Source organism: Mesorhizobium sp. M1C.F.Ca.ET.210.01.1.1, assembly GCF_004791585.1.
Classification (GTDB): Bacteria; Pseudomonadota; Alphaproteobacteria; order Rhizobiales; family Rhizobiaceae; genus Mesorhizobium.
Genome location: NZ_SRUU01000036.1, coordinates 36,081 through 55,051, shown reverse-complemented (window position 1 = coordinate 55,051; position 18,971 = coordinate 36,081). Strand labels below are relative to the sequence as shown.

General features: G+C 64.7%; 20 protein-coding genes. 8 read left to right on the top strand and 12 right to left on the bottom strand.

All coding sequences use genetic code 11. The features are described from left to right. Positions 1-260: 260 nt before the first annotated feature. Positions 261-2,162: a DEAD/DEAH box helicase gene (locus EN853_RS28660; protein WP_127862358.1), complete on the bottom strand. Its 1,902-nt coding sequence runs from the start codon at positions 2,160-2,162 to the stop codon at positions 261-263. Positions 2,163-2,623: 461 nt separating this feature from the next. Between EN853_RS28660 and EN853_RS28655 the strand changes: the two genes are divergently transcribed. Beyond that, entirely contained in the window at positions 2,624-3,658 is a 1,035-nt protein-coding gene (locus EN853_RS28655; RefSeq protein WP_127862359.1) for an aspartate-semialdehyde dehydrogenase, read from the top strand. Positions 3,659-3,975: 317 nt separating this feature from the next. Here EN853_RS28655 and EN853_RS28650 read toward each other — a convergent pair whose 3' ends face one another. Further along, positions 3,976-4,383, bottom strand: coding sequence for an ACT domain-containing protein (locus EN853_RS28650; protein WP_127862360.1), 408 nt, complete (start codon positions 4,381-4,383; stop codon positions 3,976-3,978). Between the two features lie 341 nt (positions 4,384-4,724). Between EN853_RS28650 and EN853_RS28645 the strand changes: the two genes are divergently transcribed. The 4 genes from EN853_RS28645 to EN853_RS28630 all read left to right on the top strand — a co-directional run bounded on the left by EN853_RS28645 (position 4,725) and on the right by EN853_RS28630 (position 7,295). After that, positions 4,725-5,630: a bestrophin family ion channel gene (locus tag EN853_RS28645; protein WP_127862361.1), complete on the top strand. Its 906-nt coding sequence runs from the start codon at positions 4,725-4,727 to the stop codon at positions 5,628-5,630. Between the two features lie 321 nt (positions 5,631-5,951). Beyond that, positions 5,952-6,362: a DoxX family protein gene (locus EN853_RS28640; RefSeq protein WP_127862362.1), complete on the top strand. Its 411-nt coding sequence runs from the start codon at positions 5,952-5,954 to the stop codon at positions 6,360-6,362. 13 nt (positions 6,363-6,375) lie between these two features. Next, the gene (locus EN853_RS28635) at positions 6,376-6,900 is read left to right on the top strand and encodes an SRPBCC family protein (RefSeq protein WP_127862363.1); all 525 of its coding nucleotides are present in this window, start codon (positions 6,376-6,378) and stop codon (positions 6,898-6,900) included. Between the two features lie 131 nt (positions 6,901-7,031). Then, positions 7,032-7,295 carry a YMGG-like glycine zipper-containing protein gene (locus tag EN853_RS28630; protein WP_127862364.1) on the top strand — a complete coding sequence of 88 codons (264 nt, stop codon included), beginning with the start codon at positions 7,032-7,034 and terminating at the stop codon, positions 7,293-7,295. 64 nt (positions 7,296-7,359) lie between these two features. Here EN853_RS28630 and rpsP read toward each other — a convergent pair whose 3' ends face one another. From rpsP to EN853_RS28600, 6 genes are all read right to left on the bottom strand, one after another. Next, positions 7,360-7,761: a 30S ribosomal protein S16 gene (gene rpsP / locus EN853_RS28625; RefSeq protein ID WP_127862365.1), complete on the bottom strand. Its 402-nt coding sequence runs from the start codon at positions 7,759-7,761 to the stop codon at positions 7,360-7,362. Between the two features lie 48 nt (positions 7,762-7,809). Continuing rightward, positions 7,810-8,136 carry a chorismate mutase gene (locus EN853_RS28620; RefSeq protein ID WP_127862366.1) on the bottom strand — a complete coding sequence of 109 codons (327 nt, stop codon included), beginning with the start codon at positions 8,134-8,136 and terminating at the stop codon, positions 7,810-7,812. A gap of 7 nt (positions 8,137-8,143) precedes the next feature. Beyond that, a complete protein-coding gene (gene ffh, locus EN853_RS28615) occupies positions 8,144-9,733 on the bottom strand; it encodes a signal recognition particle protein (protein ID WP_127862367.1) in 1,590 nt (529 codons plus the stop codon). A 274-nt stretch (positions 9,734-10,007) separates the two neighbouring features. Continuing rightward, positions 10,008-10,949 carry a glycosyltransferase gene (locus tag EN853_RS28610; RefSeq protein ID WP_127862368.1) on the bottom strand — a complete coding sequence of 314 codons (942 nt, stop codon included), beginning with the start codon at positions 10,947-10,949 and terminating at the stop codon, positions 10,008-10,010. A 67-nt stretch (positions 10,950-11,016) separates the two neighbouring features. Next, positions 11,017-11,958: a type II CAAX endopeptidase family protein gene (locus EN853_RS28605; protein ID WP_127862369.1), complete on the bottom strand. Its 942-nt coding sequence runs from the start codon at positions 11,956-11,958 to the stop codon at positions 11,017-11,019. A 147-nt stretch (positions 11,959-12,105) separates the two neighbouring features. After that, positions 12,106-12,705 carry a DUF1236 domain-containing protein gene (locus tag EN853_RS28600; protein ID WP_127862370.1) on the bottom strand — a complete coding sequence of 200 codons (600 nt, stop codon included), beginning with the start codon at positions 12,703-12,705 and terminating at the stop codon, positions 12,106-12,108. Positions 12,706-13,060: 355 nt separating this feature from the next. On the opposite strand from EN853_RS28600, the gene EN853_RS28595 reads away from it, so the two are divergent. Further along, positions 13,061-13,861 (top strand): lytic murein transglycosylase, encoded by an 801-nt coding sequence (locus EN853_RS28595; RefSeq protein ID WP_127862371.1) that lies wholly within the window; start codon positions 13,061-13,063, stop codon positions 13,859-13,861. Positions 13,862-13,981: 120 nt separating this feature from the next. On the opposite strand, the gene EN853_RS28590 is transcribed toward EN853_RS28595, so the two are convergent. Both EN853_RS28590 and EN853_RS28585 read right to left on the bottom strand, forming a co-directional pair. Continuing rightward, positions 13,982-14,452, bottom strand: a complete 471-nt coding sequence (locus EN853_RS28590; RefSeq protein WP_127862372.1) for a hypothetical protein — start codon at positions 14,450-14,452, stop codon at positions 13,982-13,984. 185 nt (positions 14,453-14,637) lie between these two features. Continuing rightward, positions 14,638-15,861, bottom strand: coding sequence for an argininosuccinate synthase (locus tag EN853_RS28585; RefSeq protein WP_127862373.1), 1,224 nt, complete (start codon positions 15,859-15,861; stop codon positions 14,638-14,640). Between the two features lie 181 nt (positions 15,862-16,042). Here EN853_RS28585 and EN853_RS28580 point away from each other — a divergent pair, with 181 nt between their 5' ends. Next, positions 16,043-16,684: a LysE family translocator gene (locus EN853_RS28580; RefSeq protein ID WP_127862374.1), complete on the top strand. Its 642-nt coding sequence runs from the start codon at positions 16,043-16,045 to the stop codon at positions 16,682-16,684. Positions 16,685-16,701: 17 nt separating this feature from the next. Here EN853_RS28580 and EN853_RS28575 read toward each other — a convergent pair whose 3' ends face one another. Both EN853_RS28575 and rlmN read right to left on the bottom strand, forming a co-directional pair. Further along, positions 16,702-17,169, bottom strand: coding sequence for a hypothetical protein (locus tag EN853_RS28575; protein WP_127862375.1), 468 nt, complete (start codon positions 17,167-17,169; stop codon positions 16,702-16,704). Beyond that, on the bottom strand, positions 17,166-18,401 hold the full coding sequence (gene rlmN, locus EN853_RS28570) for a 23S rRNA (adenine(2503)-C(2))-methyltransferase RlmN (protein ID WP_127862376.1): 1,236 nt from the start codon (positions 18,399-18,401) through the stop codon (positions 17,166-17,168). The genes EN853_RS28575 and rlmN overlap by 4 nt, the downstream gene beginning before the upstream one ends. A 219-nt stretch (positions 18,402-18,620) precedes the next feature. Between rlmN and EN853_RS28565 the strand changes: the two genes are divergently transcribed. After that, positions 18,621-18,920, top strand: coding sequence for a hypothetical protein (locus EN853_RS28565; RefSeq protein ID WP_127862377.1), 300 nt, complete (start codon positions 18,621-18,623; stop codon positions 18,918-18,920). Positions 18,921-18,971: the final 51 nt, after the last annotated feature.

Below are 18,971 nucleotides of genomic sequence, written 5' to 3'. Positions count from 1 at the left end.
TGTTCAGGTTGATGGTTCTTTGGTGGGAAGGGACCGAGCCATGCCACGGCCTGTCCGCAAGGACGACCAGGATCCTCTCGGCCTCCTTCCCACTTCAACCATACAACGGAACCAACACACAGGATCCTCGGGTGGTCTACGCGTCCGCTTCGCTCCCGCCCCGCGCGTGGATGACGAAACTCGGATGCTTCGGCCAGTCCCCGAGGTTGGCGATTACCGCCGGCATTCGCCGCGGGTCGGCTTCAACTTCGGTCGCGACCCTATGCCGGCCGCTTCTTCTGCTTCTTGCGCTTCGCCGGCCGGTCAGATTTCGGCCCATCGAACTTCGGCCCATCGAACTTCGGCTTGTCGAATTTTGGCTTGTCGAACTTGGCTTTGCCGGGTTTCTTTGCCCAGGGTTTTGAGTCCGGCGCCCCGGCAGGCTGATGCCCGGCCGGCCCGCGCTTCTCGAATTTGGGCGCGTTCTGATCGAAAGCGCGCTTGCCGCGATGCGGCCTCTTCTCCGGTTTCGGCGGCTGGTATCCGGCCCGCGACAGATCCGGCGTGCCGTCGAGCCGCCTGACCGCGATGCTGCCCTGCAGCTTGCGGTCAGGGCCGATCGCGGCGAGGAAGCGGTCGGCCCAGTCGGCCGCGATCTGCACGAAGGTCTCTTCCGGCTGCATCTTGATGGCGCCGATCTCGCGTTTGGAGATGCTGCCGGTGCGGCACAGCATCGGGATCAGCCAGCGCGGCTCGGCATTCTGCCGGCGCCCCACCGACAGCGAGAACCAGACGCTGTCGCCGAAATCGTCGCGGCGGCCTGGCGCCTCGTCCCTACGCGAGAACTTCTCTTTCGACGGCGCGAACGGCGCGACATCGAGCAGGTCCTCGGGCGCCGAGCGGCTGCCGCGGCAAAGCCGCACGAAGGCCGCGGCCACCAGTTCTGCGCCATGCCGCTCGAGAAGCGCTGTGGCGAAGTCACGCTCCTCGTCCTTCACCGGCTCGCCGAAGGCCGGATCGGCGAGGATGCGCTCGTCGTCACGGCGCAGCACCTCGTCGGCTGAGGGCGGGCTCGCCCAGGCAGCGGTCAGGCCGGCATTGTGCAGCAGGCGCTCGGTGCGACGACGGGCGCTGCCCGGCACGATCAGCGCGCTGACGCCTTTTCTTCCGGCGCGCCCAGTGCGCCCGCTGCGATGCAGCAGCGTCTCCGGATTAGTCGGCAGGTCGGCATGGATGACCAGGTCGAGATTGGGCAGGTCGATGCCGCGGGCCGCGACGTCGGTGGCGATGCAGACCCTGGCGCGGCCGTCGCGCATCGCCTGCAGCGCATGGCTGCGCTCGTTCTGGCTGAGCTCGCCGGACAGCGCCACGACGGAGAAATTGCGGTTGTTGAAGCGCGCGGTGAGATGGTTGACGGCGGCGCGCGTGTTGCAGAACACCATCGCGTTGGTGGCCTCGTAATAGCGCAGCACGTTGATGATGGCGTTCTCGCGGTCGGCGGGTGCCACGCTCAGCGCCCGGTACTCGATGTCGAGATGCTGCTTCTCCTCGCCGCCGGCCGTGATGCGCACGGCCTCGCGCTGGTAGCTTTTCGCCAGCGTGGCGATGGAGCGCGGCACGGTGGCGGAAAACATCAGCGTGCGGCGCTCGGCGGGCGCGGCGTCGAGGATGAATTCGAGGTCCTCGCGGAAACCGAGATCGAGCATCTCGTCGGCCTCGTCCAGCACCACGGCCTTCAACGCCGACATGTCGAGCGCGCCGCGGGTGATGTGGTCGCGCAGCCGGCCCGGCGTGCCGACGACGATGTGGGCGCCGCGCTCCAGCGCTCGCCGCTCGCCGCGCATGTCCATGCCGCCGACGCAGGACGCGACGGTCGCGCCGGTCAGCTCGTAGAGCCATTCAAGTTCGCGCCGAACCTGCAGCGCCAGCTCGCGTGTCGGCGCCACCACCAGTCCCAGCGGCGCGCCGGCGTCAGTGAAGCGTTGCGCGCCGCCGAGAAGGCTCGGCGCCAGGGCAAGGCCGAAGGCAACCGTCTTGCCGGAACCGGTCTGGGCCGAAACCAGCGCGTCGGCCGAGCCTAGCCCGGGCGCCAGCACCGCCTGCTGCACCGCCGTGAGCGCTGAATAACCGCGCTTTTCCAGCGCCTCTGCCAGCGCAGGAACGATCGTATCGAAACTGGACATCTTCTTCTTTCGGGATTCGGGTTCTGCGCTCGTCGTGGAGCACAAGGCCGGCACTGCGCCAGCCAAACGAAATTTGGGCGTTCCTACTTCTTGCGCCCGTCATTGTACAGAGCAGGCGGCGGCGCCTTGCCCTTCTCCTCTTGTGGGACAAGGTGGATCGGCGCGCCGATTGACTCTTTTAGCAAAGTGCGTAAAAGCCGGCACCGAACGGGATCATCCTCGATGCGCGGCCTCTTGATGGCTCTTCTTGCATTCGATGCCCCCAGCCTCAATGCGAACCATTGGGCCGGGCGCGTCGGCGTGTCCGCTCGTTCCAGCAAAACTACGGCCAAAACCACCACCAAAACGGTGTGATTCCCTTGGCCTAACCACCCTCTCCCGGGTTCGGCCCGGGGGACGGAACCCGCATGAGGCCGGCGGGTTTTCTCCAACAACCAAGCGGAGAGGGACAGGAGATCTTTATGAGTTTCAAGGTTGCGGTAGTCGGCGCCACGGGCAATGTGGGCCGCGAAATGCTCAACATTCTGGACGAGCGCGGCTTCCCGGTGAGCGAGGTCGTGGCGCTGGCCTCGCGGCGCAGCCAGGGTACCGAAGTGTCCTTCGGCGACCGCACGCTGAAGGTCAAGGCGCTCGACACCTACGACTTTTCAGACACCGATATCTGCGTCATGTCGGCTGGCGGCAATGTCTCCAAGGAATGGTCGCCCAAGATCGGCAAGCAGGGCTGCGTCGTCATCGATAATTCGTCGGCCTTCCGCTACGATCCGGACGTGCCGCTGATCGTGCCGGAGGTGAACCCGGACGCGGTCGAGCTGTTCTCGCGCAAGAACATCATCGCCAACCCGAACTGCTCGACGGCGCAGCTCGTCGTGGCGCTGAAGCCGCTGCATGACGTCGCCACCATCAAGCGCGTCGTCGTCGCCACCTACCAGTCGGTCTCCGGCGCCGGCAAGGAAGGCATGGACGAACTCTTTACCCAGACCCGCGCGGTCTTCGTCGCCGACCAGGTCGACGTCAAGAAGTTCACCAAGCGCATCGCCTTCAACGTCATTCCGCATATCGACGTCTTCCTCGACGACGGCTTCACCAAGGAAGAGTGGAAGATGGTGGCCGAGACCAAGAAGATGCTCGACCCCAAGATCAAGCTGACGGCGACCTGCGTGCGGGTGCCGGTGTTCATCGGCCATTCGGAAGCGGTCAACATCGAGTTCGAGAAGCCGATCACGGCGGACGAGGCGCGCGAGATCCTGCGCGAGGCGCCGGGCTGCCAGGTCTTGGACAAGCGCGAGAACGGCGGCTACATCACGCCGCTCGAATCGGCCGGCGAAGACGCCACCTTCATCTCGCGCATCCGCGAGGATTCGACCGTCGACAACGGCCTGTCGATGTGGGTCGTCTCCGACAATCTGCGCAAGGGCGCGGCCCTCAACGCCGTCCAGATCGCCGAGCTCTTGGTCGAGCGCGGCCTGATCCAGCCGAAGAAGCAGGCGGCTTGATTTTCGCTCACGGCCCGTTTCGCCGCTGACGCGGCTGGGCCTCCGCGAGGGCGCCGGACGACCGGCGGCCCGCGGTCGCGGGCTCGGCCTTTGGCCGATTCGGTTTTCGCTCACGGGCCGTATCGCCGCTGCCGCGGCGGGCCCTCCGGGGGGCGCCGGACGACCGGCGGCCCGCGGTCGCGGGCTCGGCCTTCGGCCGTTGGGTTCTCGCTCGCGGCCAGTACCGCCGCTGACGCGGCTGGGCCTCCGCGAGGTGGCGGCCTGTGACTGGCCGCTTCTTTTTGTCCCGAAACCGGTCCCACTTTCGGAGATATGCTTTAGCCGCCGCTGTCCGCCGCCAATTGCCGCAATATCGCCAGCGCCTCCCCGGCCCGCTCCGCCGGGACGAACAGGTGATCGTGATAGAAAGCCGAGACCGGATTGACGCCCATGCCGGCGGCCGCGAGCCGCGCGGTTACGGCGGCGAGGAAGCCCACCGCCTCCAGCGAGGAATGGATGTCCAGCGTGATCATGCGGCAGCGGAACGTGGCGGCGAGGCCGGCCGCTTTCGCCTGATCTTCGGGCACGATCAGCGTCCGGCCTTCCCGTTCGCGGAATTGCAGGACCGGATCGAGTCCGTCCGGCAGGGTCACGCCCGGCGCCAGCGAGGCAAAGACATAGATCTCGGGAAGCAGTTGCGGGGTCATCGACGCCAGCAGCTTTTGCAGATCGGTCTCGCCGGTCATCTTCTCTCCCTTGGTGACTTGTCCACGGTCTGGTGCTTGGACGACGTCGCTCTCCAGAGCGTTTCAGCGATTCATAGAATCGCCGAACCGCTCTAACTATTTGTTTTTTGCGCAATTCCGGACGGAAAATCGGTACACACCTTTCCTGGAATTGCTCCAGAGCGGCCGCCCGGTGCCGCCAGTCCTCCGCTGTTCAAACGACATCGCAATGTCGCGAGCGGCCGAGCTTGCGGAGCTGATGAATAACACAATACACAAGATCAGCGCCGCCCGGCTCAGGCGCGGTGTCGGACTGTCTCGCGGAAGCGCGCAGTTTCCTGGAATTGCTCTTGAGGGTTTCGATGATCGTCCGGCCGCGCCCTGGAATCCTGCATCTGTTCTTCATCATGCGCGGCTCCGTGGTGCCGCGCATCCTGCCGCAGATCTTCGGCTTCGCCGCCTATGGCGCGCTGGTGGTGCTGATCGTGCGCGCCCTCAAGTTGGAGTTCGGCAATGCCGGCACCGCGCCCTTCGCCCTGCTCGGCGTGGCGCTGTCGATCTATCTCGGCTTCCGCAACAACGCCGCCTATGACCGCTGGTGGGAGGCGCGCAAGCTGTGGGGCCAGCTCGTCTTCGACATCCGCAACCTGGCGCGCGCCTCGACCGGGTTGATCGAGGATCGGAGCGAGCTGCGCGGCCTGCTGATGGACGCGATCGCTTTCTGCCATTTCCTGCGAGGCTTGCTGCGTCGGGTCGATGCTCTCCCGGAAGCACGCGGCTTCATCGGTGACGACGTCGAGGCGGTCGCGCGTGCTTCCAACGCGCCTGACGCCATGGTGCGCCGGATGGGAGCGCGCGTCGCCGCCCTGCGCAAAAGCGGCGCCATCGACACGATCGGCTACCGCATCCTCGACGAGCGTCTGTCGGAAATCGCCGCCGCCGAGGCCGGATGCGAGCGCATCATGGGCACGCCGCTGCCCTTCGCCTACACGCTGCTCCTGCAGCGGACGGCCTATGTCTTCTGCCTGCTGCTGCCGTTCGGGCTGGCCTCCGCCACGGGCTGGGCGACGCCGTTGTTCACGGCGCTGATCGCCTACACCTTCTTCGGCCTCGACGCGCTTTCCGAGGAGCTAGAGGACCCGTTCGGAACCCAGCCCAACGACCTGGCGCTGGACGGTCTCTGCCGCGTCTGCGAGATTTCCGTATTCGAGGCGCTGGGCGAGACGCCGCCGAAGATGATCCCAGCCGACAAGTTTTATTTTTCGTAGCCCTGCCCTGTCGTCATCCCAGCGCGGAGCAAGGAGCAAAGCGACGCGCGTAGACCCTGGGATCCATGCCGTAACGTTCGTGATAGGCAAAGCGGGCCAGGATCGAGCCCTTTTTCACAACGGATGGGAGCTTGTTCTGAACCGCGGTGTTCTTCGGCCGAGGTCACGGGCATGGATCCTTGGGTCAAGCCCAAGGATGACGAAAGATAGTTGCGCCTGCGCTAAAAAAGAACCTCAGCCTTGTAGGATCGCGGCGTCTTCCTCCGTCCTTGGATTGAAACCGGCAAGCAGCCGGCATTCGAGCCACTTGGAGGGAACACCATGAGCATTTCTGAGGCCGCGCCCGTCTCGAACGGCGCCTTGTGGACCGGGCGCGCGCTCAGCGCCGTCGTCGTCCTGTTCATGATCTTCGATGGCGTCATCAAGCTGCCTCCGCTCGGCGTGGTCACCCAGACCATGGCTGAGCTCGGCTGGCCGTCCGACGCCAACATCGCGCGGCTGCTCGGCATCGTCGGGCTGGTCTCGACCGCGCTCTATGCGCTGCCGCGCACCTCGGTGCTCGGCGCCATCCTGCTCACCGCCTATATGGGCGGCGCCATCTCAACACATGTGCGCATCGGCAACCCGCTTTTCTCGCACACGCTGTTCGGCGTCTATCTCGGCGTGGTCCTGTGGGGCGGGCTCTATCTGCGCGACGCCAGGGTGCGCGCGCTTATCCCGTTCAGCCGCTAGGTGGGAGGGCGAAATGCTTGCCACAATCCTTATCATCCTCGTCGTTATCATTGCCGCTTTGCTCGTCTATGCCGCGACACGCCCGAACGATTTCGTCGTCAGCCGCTCGGCCAGCATCAAGGCGCCGGCCGAGGCGATCTTCCCGCTGATCAACGACTTCAAGCGCTGGCCGGAATGGTCGCCCTATGAAAAGCTCGATCCGCAAATGAAGCGCACGCTCTCCGGCGCCGACAGCGGCAAAGGCGCGGCCTACGCCTGGGAAGGCAACAACAAGGCCGGAAAAGGCCGCATGGAGATCGTCAACGCGGTGCCGTCGTCGCTGGTCTCATTGAGGCTCGATTTCGAAAAGCCGTTCCGAGCCAACAATACCGTCGACTTCACATTGGCGCCGTCGGGTCCGAACACGACCGTCACCTGGGCGATGCGCGGCGCCAGGCCGTTCATCGCCAAGCTGATGGGCCTGTTCATGAATTTCGACACGCTGATCGGCAAGGACTTCGAGGCCGGCCTCGACAATCTGAAGCGCGCCACCGAGTGATAAAATCCAATAGGTTCAACCATATAAAAGAGCTACGCCGGCAATCTTCATTGCCTTCGGGATCAAATTAGCCGCCTGCGAGTTAAAGACATGGCGGCGAGGACGGTGATCCGCTTGAGAGAGGAACCGCAATGAAGAAAGCGATGGTCATTCTGGTGTTGGCGACGGCGCTCGGCGCATGCTCGCAAACGGAAAAAGGCGCCGCGATCGGCGGCTTGGGCGGAGCGGCGGTCGGTGCCGCGGTCGCCAATGATCCAGTCCAGGGCGCGGTGGTCGGCGGCGCTGTCGGCGCGGTGGCCGGCGCTTTGATCGGCCGTGCCAGCGAAAGCGGCCAATGCCGCTACCGCGACCGGTACGGGCGCGTCTACATCGCTCGCTGCCCGGCAGGCTATTGAGCCATCAAACCAAAGAAAAACGGCGGGCAGAGCCCGCCGTTTTTGTAAATGGAGAGGGCCGGGATTACTCGGCGGTCGCGGCTTCGGCCTCGGCCGGCGCGGCGGTCGCCGCGGCAACGGCAGCGGCGGCGTCGTCCTGGGCCTTCTTCAGCAGGGCGGCGCGTTCCTGCGCCTTCTTGCCGGGCAGGGCCTTGTTCGGGTTGGAGCGGGCCTCGCGCTTGGCGATGCCGGCCTCGTCGAGGAAGCGCAGCACGCGGTCGGTCGGCTGGGCGCCGTGCGAGAGCCAGTGCTTGACGCGGTCGGCATCGACCTTGACGCGCTCGCCGTCCTTCGGCAGCAGCGGATTCCAGGAACCCAGCGCCTCGATGAAACGGCCGTCGCGAGGCGAACGGGCGTCGGCGACGACGACGTGGTAGTAGGGACGCTTCTTCGAGCCCGCGCGGGCCAGTCTGATCTTCAGTGCCATTGTCTATCTCCTAAAAAGCTCTGATTTGGTTGATCGGGTTGCGGCTACTTAGCCGGTTTTGGTAGCGCCGTTGGAAGCGGCGATCTGTTCGTGATGCCGGATCACCTCGCGGATGACGAAATTCAAGAATTTCTCCGCGAAATCCGGATCGAGATGCGCATCCTTCGCCAACTGGCGAAGGCGGGCGATCTGCTGCTGCTCGCGCGCCGGATCGGCGGGCGGCAGGCCATGCTCGGCTTTCAGCACGCCTACCGCCTTGGTGCAGCGGAAGCGCTCGGCCAGCATATGGATGAGGGCGGCGTCGATGTTGTCGATCGAAGCGCGGTAGCCCGCCAGAACGGCGCGTGCCTCGGCCATGTCCTTCTCCTCGTTCATAGCCCCCTCACTTCTTCTTTCCGAGGCCTGGCAGCCCGCCGCCGCCAAGGCCGGGAAGGCCAGGCAACTTCATGCCGCCGGGCAGGCCCGGCAGGCCGCCGCCGGGAAGTCCACCAGGCAGCCCGCCCGGCAGGCCTTTGCCGAGGCCGGCAGCCTGCGCCTGCTTCTGCAGCGCCTCGAGCTGCTTGGGATCCATCTTGGAGAGGTCGGGCATGCCGCCGCCGGGCATCATGCCGCCGAGGCCCATTTTCGAGGCAAGGCCGCCCATCATGCCGCGCATCAGGCCGCCGCCTTTGCCCTTGCCGCCCATGGCCTTCATCATGTCGGCCATGCCGCGATGCATCTTCAGAAGCTTGTTGATCTCGGCGGCATCGGTGCCGGCGCCGGAAGCGATGCGTTTCTTGCGCGAATGCTTCAGAATGTCGGGGTTGGCGCGCTCGGCCTTGGTCATCGAGGAGATGATGGCGAGCTGGCGGCGGAACATCTTGTCGTCGAAGCCGGCTGCGGCAAGCTGGTCCTTCATCTTGCCCATGCCCGGCATCATGCCCATGATGCCGCCCATGCCGCCCATCTTCGACATCTGGTGAAGCTGCGCGGCAAGGTCGTTCAGGTCGAACTTGCCCGACTGCATCTTCTTGGCCATCGCCGCCGCCTGCTCGGCGTCGATGGTCTCGGCGGCCTTCTCGACGAGCGAGACGATGTCGCCCATGCCCAGGATGCGGTCGGCAATGCGCTTGGGATGGAATTCCTCCAGCCCGTCCATCTTTTCGCCGGTGCCGATCAGCTTGATCGGCTTGCCGGTCACGGCGCGCATCGAAAGCGCCGCGCCGCCGCGGCCGTCGCCGTCCATGCGGGTGAGCACCAGGCCGGTGATGCCGACGCGCTCGTCGAAGCTCTTGGCGAGGTTGACGGCGTCCTGACCGGTCAGCGAGTCCGCGACCAGCAGGATCTCGTGCGGCGACGACACCTTCTTGATGTCGGCCATCTCGACCATCAGCGGCTCGTCGATATGGGTGCGGCCGGCGGTATCGAGAATGACGACGTCATGGCCGCCGAGCCTGGCCGCCTGCACGGCGCGCTTGGCGATGTCGACCGGGCTCTGGCCGGCGATGATCGGCAGCGTGGCGACCTTCACCTGCTCGCCGAGCTGGCGCAGCTGCTCCTGCGCGGCGGGACGCCGCGTGTCGAGCGAGGCCATCAGGACCTTCTTGTTCTGACGCTCGGTCAGGCGCTTGGCAATCTTGGCCGAGGTCGTCGTCTTGCCGGAGCCCTGCAGGCCGACCATCATGACGACGACAGGCGCCGGCGCGTTGAGGTCGACGGCGACGCCTTCGGCGCCCAGCATGTCGACCAGCTCGTCATGGACGATCTTGACGACCATCTGTCCGGGCTTGATCGACTTCAGCACGGCGGCGCCGACGGCCTTCTCGCGCACCTTGTCGGTGAAGGAACGCACCACCTCCAGCGCGACGTCCGCCTCGAGCAGCGCGCGGCGCACCTCGCGCAGCGCCGCCGAGACATCCGCCTCGGACAGCGCGCCGCGGCCGGTCAGGCCGTTCAGGATGGAGCCAAGGCGCTCCTGGAGGGATTCAAACATCTGCGGTCCTTATCTCGGTTCGTCTCGATCCGAGAGGTAGTGAGTTCGCGCCGGGTCGCCAAGCAAAAGCGCAAAGCCAAAAAGCACCCGGGGGCGCATCGCGCTGCCGGGTGTTGGCCTCCAGGATCGGTTTACAGCTCTTGCCTCGAAAGAGGCTTCGGCGTCCTGGTCGGCTTTCGCGGAGGTGTACTCGTCGCGGAATTCGAGCGCGTCTAGACAGGAAATCGGTGGCGGAGTCAAGGCCGGGGCGGCAACAGGGCCAAAACACCGCGATCTAGGGCAGCTTTTCGCCGTCCAGGATGCGCTTGTAGAGATCGAGATATCCTTGTGCCGTCCTGGCGATCGGAAAACGATCGGCGGCGGATTGCCGGCATCGATCAGGCGAAAGCGCCGCGATCTCGGCCAAGGCTTGCGCGAACGCGGCATCTGTGTCGAACCGGCGTCCGGTGGCGTCGTCGACGATTTCCGGCAGCGCGCCGCGCGGCGTCGTCAGCACCGGCGTGCCGCACAGCATCGCTTCGACCGGCGCCATGCCGAACGGCTCTTCCCAGGCGATCGGGTTGAGGAAGGCCTTGGCCTCGCCGAGCAGGCGCAGCTTCTCATCGCCGTCGACTGTGCCGTGGTAACGGAAGCGGGGCCCCAAGCTTTTGAAGAAGACGCCCTGGCGGCGGACCTTCGTGCGTGTCAGGAGCTGCCAGCGCGAGCCGCCGGCGATGTCGAGCTGGAAATCGAAGGCCTTGGCGAGATCGACGGCCCGGTTCAAGTTCTTGCCGGCACGCGCGATGCCGGCCAGAAACAGCAGCCGGTCCGTCTTGATGGCGGCGAGACGATAGGCATCGATTGGAAACCCGTTGTAGACGAAGGTTTCCCCGCCGTGGTTGCGCGCATGGCTGGCGCTGACGAAGCTCCAGTTTCGCCCCTGTTTCTGGAATCCCGGGGCAAAGCCGTGCATCGTGTAGAGCGCCGGGCGCGACGTGTCGACGTACCAGCCGTTGAAATGCACGATGTCGGCGTCGGCCGGGATCGCGGCGCGGCATTCGGCGGCCGAAGACGCCTGCCGCACTTCGCAAAGCGGGTGGCTCGAACCGCGACCGGCGATCAGGACCACCTTGTGGCCGAGGCGCGAAAGCTCATTTGCCAGCCAATCGACCTGCCGCTCGGTGCCGCCGTAACCCTTGCAAGGAATCGCGCGTTCCGCCACCAGCGTGATGCGCATCAGGAGAGCCCCCCGGCTTTCTGCTCGCCCATCGTCCAGTCCAAGGCCCGGTTTCGGCTTTTTGGGATCATGGCCCGTCCGTCCCGACCTTGAGAGGCGAGCGGCGGTGAAACAGCAAGAGCATGGTCAACAGCGTACTTGCGATACCGATCGCGGCGATGAGGACGGCATCCCAATTCGTCCAGCCGGGACCTTCGAGCGGCTTGGCGTTGAACAGGGCGAAGGAATTGTAGCTCTCCTGGTGCGAGATCAGCAGGAAGCCGGTGAGGTTGTTGCCGAGATGGGCGCCGAAGGCGGCGCCCAGATTGCCGGTGACATAGACCAGCAGCGTCAGAAGCAGAGCGAAGGTGGCGATCGAGACCAGAACGCAGGCATTGATGGCAAGCGTAGAGGTGGAGCTCCAGTGCAGCGCGGTGAACAAAAGCCCGGGCAGCGCGGCCCAGATCAGCGGGCTGGCGAACCGGCTGGCCAGGCCGCGCAGCAGATAGCCGCGGAACAGGGTCTCCTCCGAGGACGTCTGCAGAAAGGCGAGCAGCGCGATCGGCACGAGGAACAGCAGCCAGGACGACAAGGCGATCGGTCCGCGGGCGATCTCCGGCTGCAGCCAGTAGAGCAGGACCTCCGAGAACAGGGAGGTGATCAGGACCGCGACCAGGCCTTTGAGGAAACCGCCGCGCGAGATACGGCGGCTGGTCCCGATCAGCGCCGAGAGCGGCTCGCCATGCAGGAAGCGCATCGCCACCCAAAGGCCGATCCAGATGCCGGCAAAGGACGCCAGCGCGGTGAGGATGCCGACGGGCGAGGCGAGGAAATCCTGGACCGGCCGTCCAGTCGACAGGCCGGGAAGGTGCAGGACGATGAAAGCGTAGGTGCCGGCGACGAGCACCACAAACGTCATGGCGAGCCAGAGGAAAACGACGATCGCCGTTCCCAGCAGCAGCCGCAGCAAGGTGGTCTTTTCATTCGGCGAGCGCCGGTAGCGCTCGAAGACGGCACTGTCGATGATCACGCGGGTCCCCTGCCCAGCCGCTTTGGGTCGCATGATCTAGGGGATTGCCGTTTTCGGCGCAATCGTCCTTGCTAATGTTCGGGAGAGTTCTCGTTGCCGACCGGCGAAAAAAGCGGCCGCCCATTGGGCAGCCGCTTTCCCACATCATCAGCGCATCACATAGACGATGCGCCGCGTGCCCGGATCGACCAGCGCCGGCTGGTTGTTCACATAGACGTAGCGGTAGTTGTAGTCCGGAATCTCGCGCAACTCTACCGTGTCTGGCAACGTCGCGCCGGTCACCACTTCGCCCTCAAGATAGACCGGGTCGACCCGATGCGTGGTGACGTAGGTGCCGACCTCGGCCGGCGGCCTGGCGATCGGATCAACCGGATCGCTCGCGACAATGGCGCCGGTGTAGTCGTCCGTATAGGTGTCGTCGACGGGCGGCGCCACGACGGCGATGCCGGCTTCAGCCGGCCGACGCGTCACGACAACCCGGCTGCCGCCGAAGTCGCCCGCAACATAGTCGGAATAGACCCAGCCGTTGCCGCCACCCTCGGCGATGGTGCACCATTTGCTTCCTTCGATGCAGCCCCTGAGCGTGGCCGACTGGCCGGCCGCCAGAACGCCGATCACAGGATATTGCGGACCCGGGCCGGCGCGGACATTCAGATCCGTCAGCGCCGAGACGGGCGTGTCGGCAAGGGCCGCACCCGACATGGCGAGCAGCGCACCGGCAAACGCCGGAAACAATACGCTTTTCATGGCTTTTTCTCCGTTTTCAACGCTCCCTCGGGCTCGAAAACGAAACCAGGCCTTATGCGTTCCGGCTAAATTGCCTGTCGCGCGCTCACGAATTGTTCCATGGTCTTTCGGCGGACCGGTCAAAGCTTGTTGAGATCGTCGGTTTGCACCGCCTGTCTCTCGGCATTCCGGGAGGTCACCCATAAAGACCCCGCCACAATAAATGCCTGCGCCATAATAAATGCTTGATCGTAGGCAAATTCCCCGGCATTCGCCAGCGTCGAGCGCTGGGTGGCCCCTTGTGGGCGGTGACAACCGGACGTTTCGCTGGCAAATTCGCAACCGGGACGTGATTCAGGCAACCAGGAGAGACAGAATGGCATTTTTTGCCAAGGGAAGAATGTTTGCAGCGGCCACGGTGGTGGCCGTGCTTGCGCTGGCGACGGGCGCTGAGGCGGCGGGCAGCTGCGGCAAGAACGGCGCCGGCTTCGAGGCTTGGAAGCAGGATTTTGCCGCGGAGGCCAGGGCCAACGGTGTTGGCCAGAAGGGGCTGTCTGCGCTGGCCGGCGCAACTTACGCGACACGGACGATCGCTGCCGACCGCGCCATCCACAAGGCCTTCAGCGGCTCGGTGGAAGCGTTCATGAAGCGCCGGGGCGGGGCAGCGATCATTTCCAGGGGACGCGCGCTGAAGAAGCAGAACGCGGCGATGTTCGACCGGATCGAACAGACCTACGGCGTGCCGCCGGGCGTGCTGCTCGCCATCTGGGGCATGGAAACCGGCTTCGGCGCTTCCATGGGCAACCAGAACACGGTCTCTGCCATTCTAACGCTGGCCTATGATTGCCGCCGCCCCGACTATTTTACACCGCATGCCATTGCAGCCTTGAAGCTGGTCGATCGCGGCGCGTTGAGCTCTTCCTCGGTCGGCGCCATGCATGGCGAGATCGGCCACACGCAGTTCCTGCCCGGGAACGTATTGAAGTACGGCGTCGGCAGCGGCAACCTGCGCGACAGGAACACCGCACTCGCTTCCACCGCCAACTTCCTCAAGGGCCACGGCTGGCAAGCCGGGGCGAGCTATGATGCGAATATGGGCGCGATCGCCGGCTGGAATTCGGCCAGCGTCTACCAGCAGGCCATCGCCCGCATCGCCGAGGCGATTGACGCCAACTGATCGAATATCTCCATTCCAACGAAAAAAGCCCGGCCACTCGCCGGGCTTTTTGTTGTCTATGGAGCAGGGATCAAAACCAGTCACCCGGAACGGCCAGGTTCGACCGCATCATATACACGTTCAGTAATGCGCGTAGCCACTCAACGGGCATTTCTGGGAAACGGGGACCTGGAAGGTGCCGTCAATACCGCTACAGTTGCGGTAGTTGGACGACCGCGGCGCCGAGGCCGCCTTTAACCCGGCCTTGATCTCCTTCTCGGTCGGCTGATCGAAATGCGCGTAGCCGCTCAAGGGGCATTTCTGGGAAACCGGAATCTGGAAGGGGCCGTCAAAGCCGCCGCAGTTACGGAACTTGGGCGACCGCGGCGCCGTGGCCGTCTTTGACCTTGCCTCAATCTCCTTTTCAGTCGGCTGGTCGACATGCGCGTAGCCGCTCAACGGGCATTTCTGGGAAAGGGGAACCTGGAAGGGGCCGTCAAAACCGCTGCAAGTGCGGAACTTGGCCTGGGTTTGCGCGGCGCTTGCCGCAACGGGCTGCCAGCCCACCAAAACGACGCCGGTAACGAAAAGAAGAAAAATTCGATTTTTCACTATTAAGCCCCCTATCCCGAGAAGGGAACTTGGTGAGATTCGTCAAAAGGTCAAACAGGAACTTCGTTGTACCTGGCCAGCCTCGGTTACATTGGGAACGTCAAATAAAAACCCGGCGTTTCCGCCGGGTTGCCTTGGTCGTTCGGTGTCGGTCGATGAAGGCCGGAAGCCCCGCCGCTCGAGTGTCAGCTCCGCCGATTCCTTGCCGCCAGCGTCCTCAGCCGGAGCGCGTTGAGGCGGATGAAGCCGGCGGCGTCCTTCTGGTCGTAGGCGCCGCGATCGTCCTCGAAGGTGACCAACGCGTCGGAATAGAGCGTCTTCTTCGACTTGCGGCCGGTGACGATGACATTGCCCTTGTAGAGCTTCAGCCGCACCGCGCCTTCGACGTCTTCCTGGCTCTTGTCGATCATCGCCTGCAGCATCACGCGCTCGGGCGAGAACCAGAAGCCGTTGTAGATGAGCTCGGCATAGCGCGGCATGAACTCGTCCTTGAGGTGAGCCGCGCCGCGGTCGAGCGTGATCGATTCGATCGCCCGGTGGGCGGCGATCAGGATGGTGCCGCCGGGCGTCTCGTAGACGCCGCGCGACTTCATGCCGACGAAGCGGTTCTCGACGAGGTCGAGGCGGCCGATGCCGTTGTCGCGGCCGAGGTCGTTGAGCGCCGCCAGCATGCTGGCCGGCGACAGCTTCTTGCCGTTGAGCGCGATCGGATCGCCCTTCAGGAACTCGATCTCGATCTCGGTGACGACGTCTGGCGCGTCCATCGGCGAGACGGTACGCTGATGCACGAATTCCGGCGGCTCGCTCCACGGATCCTCCAGCACCTTGCCTTCGGAGGAGGAGTGCAGAAGATTGGCGTCGACCGAGAAAGGCGCGTCGCCGCGCTTGTCCTTCGGCACCGGGATCTGGTGCTGCTCGGCGAAGTTGATCAGGTCGGTGCGCGACTTGAACGACCAGTCGCGCCACGGCGCGATGACCTTGATGTCGGGGTTGAGCGCATAAGCCGACAGCTCGAAGCGGACCTGGTCGTTGCCCTTGCCGGTGGCGCCGTGCGCGATCGCGTCGGCGCCGGTTTCCTTGGCGATCTCGACCAGGTGCTTGGAGATCAGCGGGCGGGCGATCGAGGTGCCGAGCAGATAGGTGCCTTCATAGACGGCATTGGCGCGGAACATCGGGAAGACGAAGTCGGCGACGAACTCCTCGCGGACATCGACGATGCGGATGTCCTTGATGCCCATCATCTCGGCCTTGCGGCGCGCCGGCTCCAGCTCGCCGCCCTGGCCGAGGTCGGCGGTGAAGGTGACGACCTCGGCGCCGAGCTCGGTCTGTAGCCATTTCAGGATGATGGAGGTGTCGAGGCCGCCGGAATAGGCGAGCACGACTTTCTTCACGTCTTTGATCTTGGGCATCTTGGCGGTTCCGCGGGAAAATAGCTTCGCGGGCGAGGTATCACGGCATTTCCGGCTCACGCAAGAGACGAAGGGGCGCAGGGCGGTGGCGGAGCTGGGCCAGACGTTGCCGTCGGCAGACGCTGGCGACGGCAAAACAGCTGCGTTATAGGTCACGCTATCCAATTTGCAGGGTTGAGCAATGTCTTTCATTCCCGACAGCACGACGCTGATCCAGTTCGCCATCGCCACCGTCATCCTGGCGATCACGCCGGGGCCCGACATGACGCTGTTCGTGTCGCGCACACTCTCCCAGGGCCGGGCCAGGGGCTTCGCCTCTATGGCCGGCGCGCTCTGCGGCACGCTGATCCACACCACGCTGGTGGTGGTCGGCGTCTCGGCGCTGATCGTCGCCTCGCCGATGGCCTTCTTCGCGCTGAAGATCTTCGGCGCCGGCTACCTTGTCTTCCTGGCGTGGCAGGCGGTGACGAAAGGTTCGGCTTTTTCGCCGGAGAAGAAGAGCGGGCCGCAAATCTCGCTGTTCCGCAGCTGGGCGGCCGGGCTTGGCGTCAACCTGCTCAATCCGAAGATCATCCTGTTCTTCATGACCTTCCTGCCGCAATTCGTCTCGGCGCACGATCCGAACGCGCCCGGAAAACTGTTCTTCCTCGGAGTCATGTTCATCGTGCTGGCGATCCCGGTGACGGCGCCGATGGTGCTGGCGGCGGAGAAATTCGCGGCGGCGATGAAGGCGAGCCCGCGCGTCACGCGCGTGGTCGACTATCTGTTCGGCGGGGTGTTCTCGGCCTTCGCGCTCAAGATCCTGACGGCGCAGGCGAAGTAGGCGGCACCTCGCAGAGGTCAGGATTCCAGATCGGGCAACGGCTCGCGGCGCCAGGCGCCGGCCCAGCGGCCGGCGCAGAGCCAGTAGAAGATGCCGCCGACCATGCCGCTGCCGATCAAAGCGAGCCTGACATTGTTGTTGGCGACATCGAAGTCGCCGTCGCCGAGATTATGCGCGAAGCCGAGGAAGACGACGGCGATGACGGCGCCTCCCAGCGCGTAAAACAGCCAGTCGCGGCGCCCGAGCACTTCGGCGATCAGGATGACGACCGTGGCCGGCATGAAGCCGAAATAGGCGACGAACAGCGCCACGAAAGGCACCGAAAAATAGAGCGCGGGCGCGATCGTCGGGTGTCCGGGCTCCGGCGCGTAGCCGAAATAGCCGAGGAAGAGCACGTTGAGGAAGGCGCTCGCCGCCAGCGAGGCGATGGCATAGCCGATCAGGATGGCGGCGAAGCGGACGAGATAGGCGATGATCCGCCTCACGCCTCGCCGTGCCCCGCGATCATCATTGCTTCCAGTGCCAGCCTGTCCGCCTTGCGCATGCGTTCCGACTCCGACTTCAGCTGGCCGCAGGCGGCGAGGATGTCGCGGCCGCGCGGCGTGCGGATCGGCGAGGCATAGCCTGCGTTGTTGATATAGTCGGCGAACTTCTCGATCGTCTCCCAGTCCGAGCACTGGTAGTTGGTGCCGGGCCAGGGGTTGAACGGGATCAGGTTGATCTTGGCCGGAATGCCCTTGAGCAGCTTGACCAGCGCCTTGGCGTCGTCGAGGGAATCGTTGACGTCCTTCAGCATCACATATTCGAAGGTGATGCGGCGGGCGTTGGAGAGCCCCGGATAGGCGCGGCAGGCAGCGATCAATTCCTTCAGCGGGAACTTCTTGTTGATCGGCACCAGAAGGTCGCGCAGATCGTCATTGGTGGCGTGCAGCGAGATCGCCAGCATGACGCCGATCTCCTCGCCGGTGCGGGCAATCTCCGGCACCACGCCGGAGGTCGAGAGCGTGATGCGGCGCTTCGACAGGGACAGGCCGTCGCCGTCGGAAGCGATCAGCAGCGCCTTCTTCACCGCCTCGAAATTATAGAGCGGCTCGCCCATGCCCATCATGACGATGTTGGAGACTTTCCTGCCCTCGGCCGGCACGATGGCGCCGTCGGGCGTGTCGCGGTCGGGGAAGTCGCCGAGCCGGTCGCGCGCGGTCAGCAGCTGCGCCAGGATTTCTTCCGTCGTCAGGTTGCGCACCAGCTTCTGCGTGCCGGTGTGGCAGAAGGAGCAGGTCAGCGTGCAACCGACCTGCGAGGAGATGCAGAGCGTACCGCGGCCTTCCTCGGGGATATAGACGGTCTCGATCTCGACGGGACGGCCGGCGCCGCGCGGCGGGAAGCGGAACAGCCATTTGCGCGTGCCGTCGGAAGAGATCTGCTCCTCGACGATCTCCGGCCGGGCGACGGTGAAATGCTTGTCGAGTTCGGCGCGAAGGTCCTTGGAGATGTTGAACATGTGGGCGAAGTCGGAGACGCCGCGCACATACATCCAGTGCCAGAGCTGCTGGGCGCGCATCTTGGCCTGGCGCTCCGGCACGATGCCGGCGGCGACCAGCGCCGCGCCGAGCTCGGCGCGGGTCAGGCCGATCAGCGACGGCTTCTCGGCCGGCGTGGCGCGGGCGCGCAAGGCGTCGCGTGCGCCTTCGGCGGTCAGATCGAATGAAAGGGTCATGGTTGCGCCAATATAAGCGGTTTGCGGCCGATTTCAGCATCGTGCCCGAAATGAAGCGCGGCGCATAGCACAGGTTGCAGGCGGAGTCATGGGGCGGCGAACGCGCGCCGGCGTGTCGCCGGAAATCAGATCACATATTCGTGTTGACGTAACAGTTCGAAGCGCAGCCGCGAACCTGAAAGGGGCGACCATGCCCTTGCAAAAATGGGAGTACGCGGAATGCATTCGATCAAGCTTGTTGCCGTGGCCGGTCTTGCAAGCCTTTTTGCCTCGCAGGCATTTGCCGAGGACGCGATGGGCACCATGACCATGATGAAGGGTGGGCAGGTGACCGCGATCATGCCCGACGGCCATATGGGCACCATGATGCCGGACGCCAAGATGAGCGCTGAAATGATGAAGATGGCGAAGCCGATCAAACATTGCATGATGATGATCACGGACGCCAAGGGCAAAACCTACATGATCGACACGTCGACCAAGAAGGCCCAGGCCGAATGTGAAAAAATGGCGATGTGAGAATATCTGGACCTCGCCGTCTCTCGCGCTGCCCGCCGGCAAAAGCCGGCG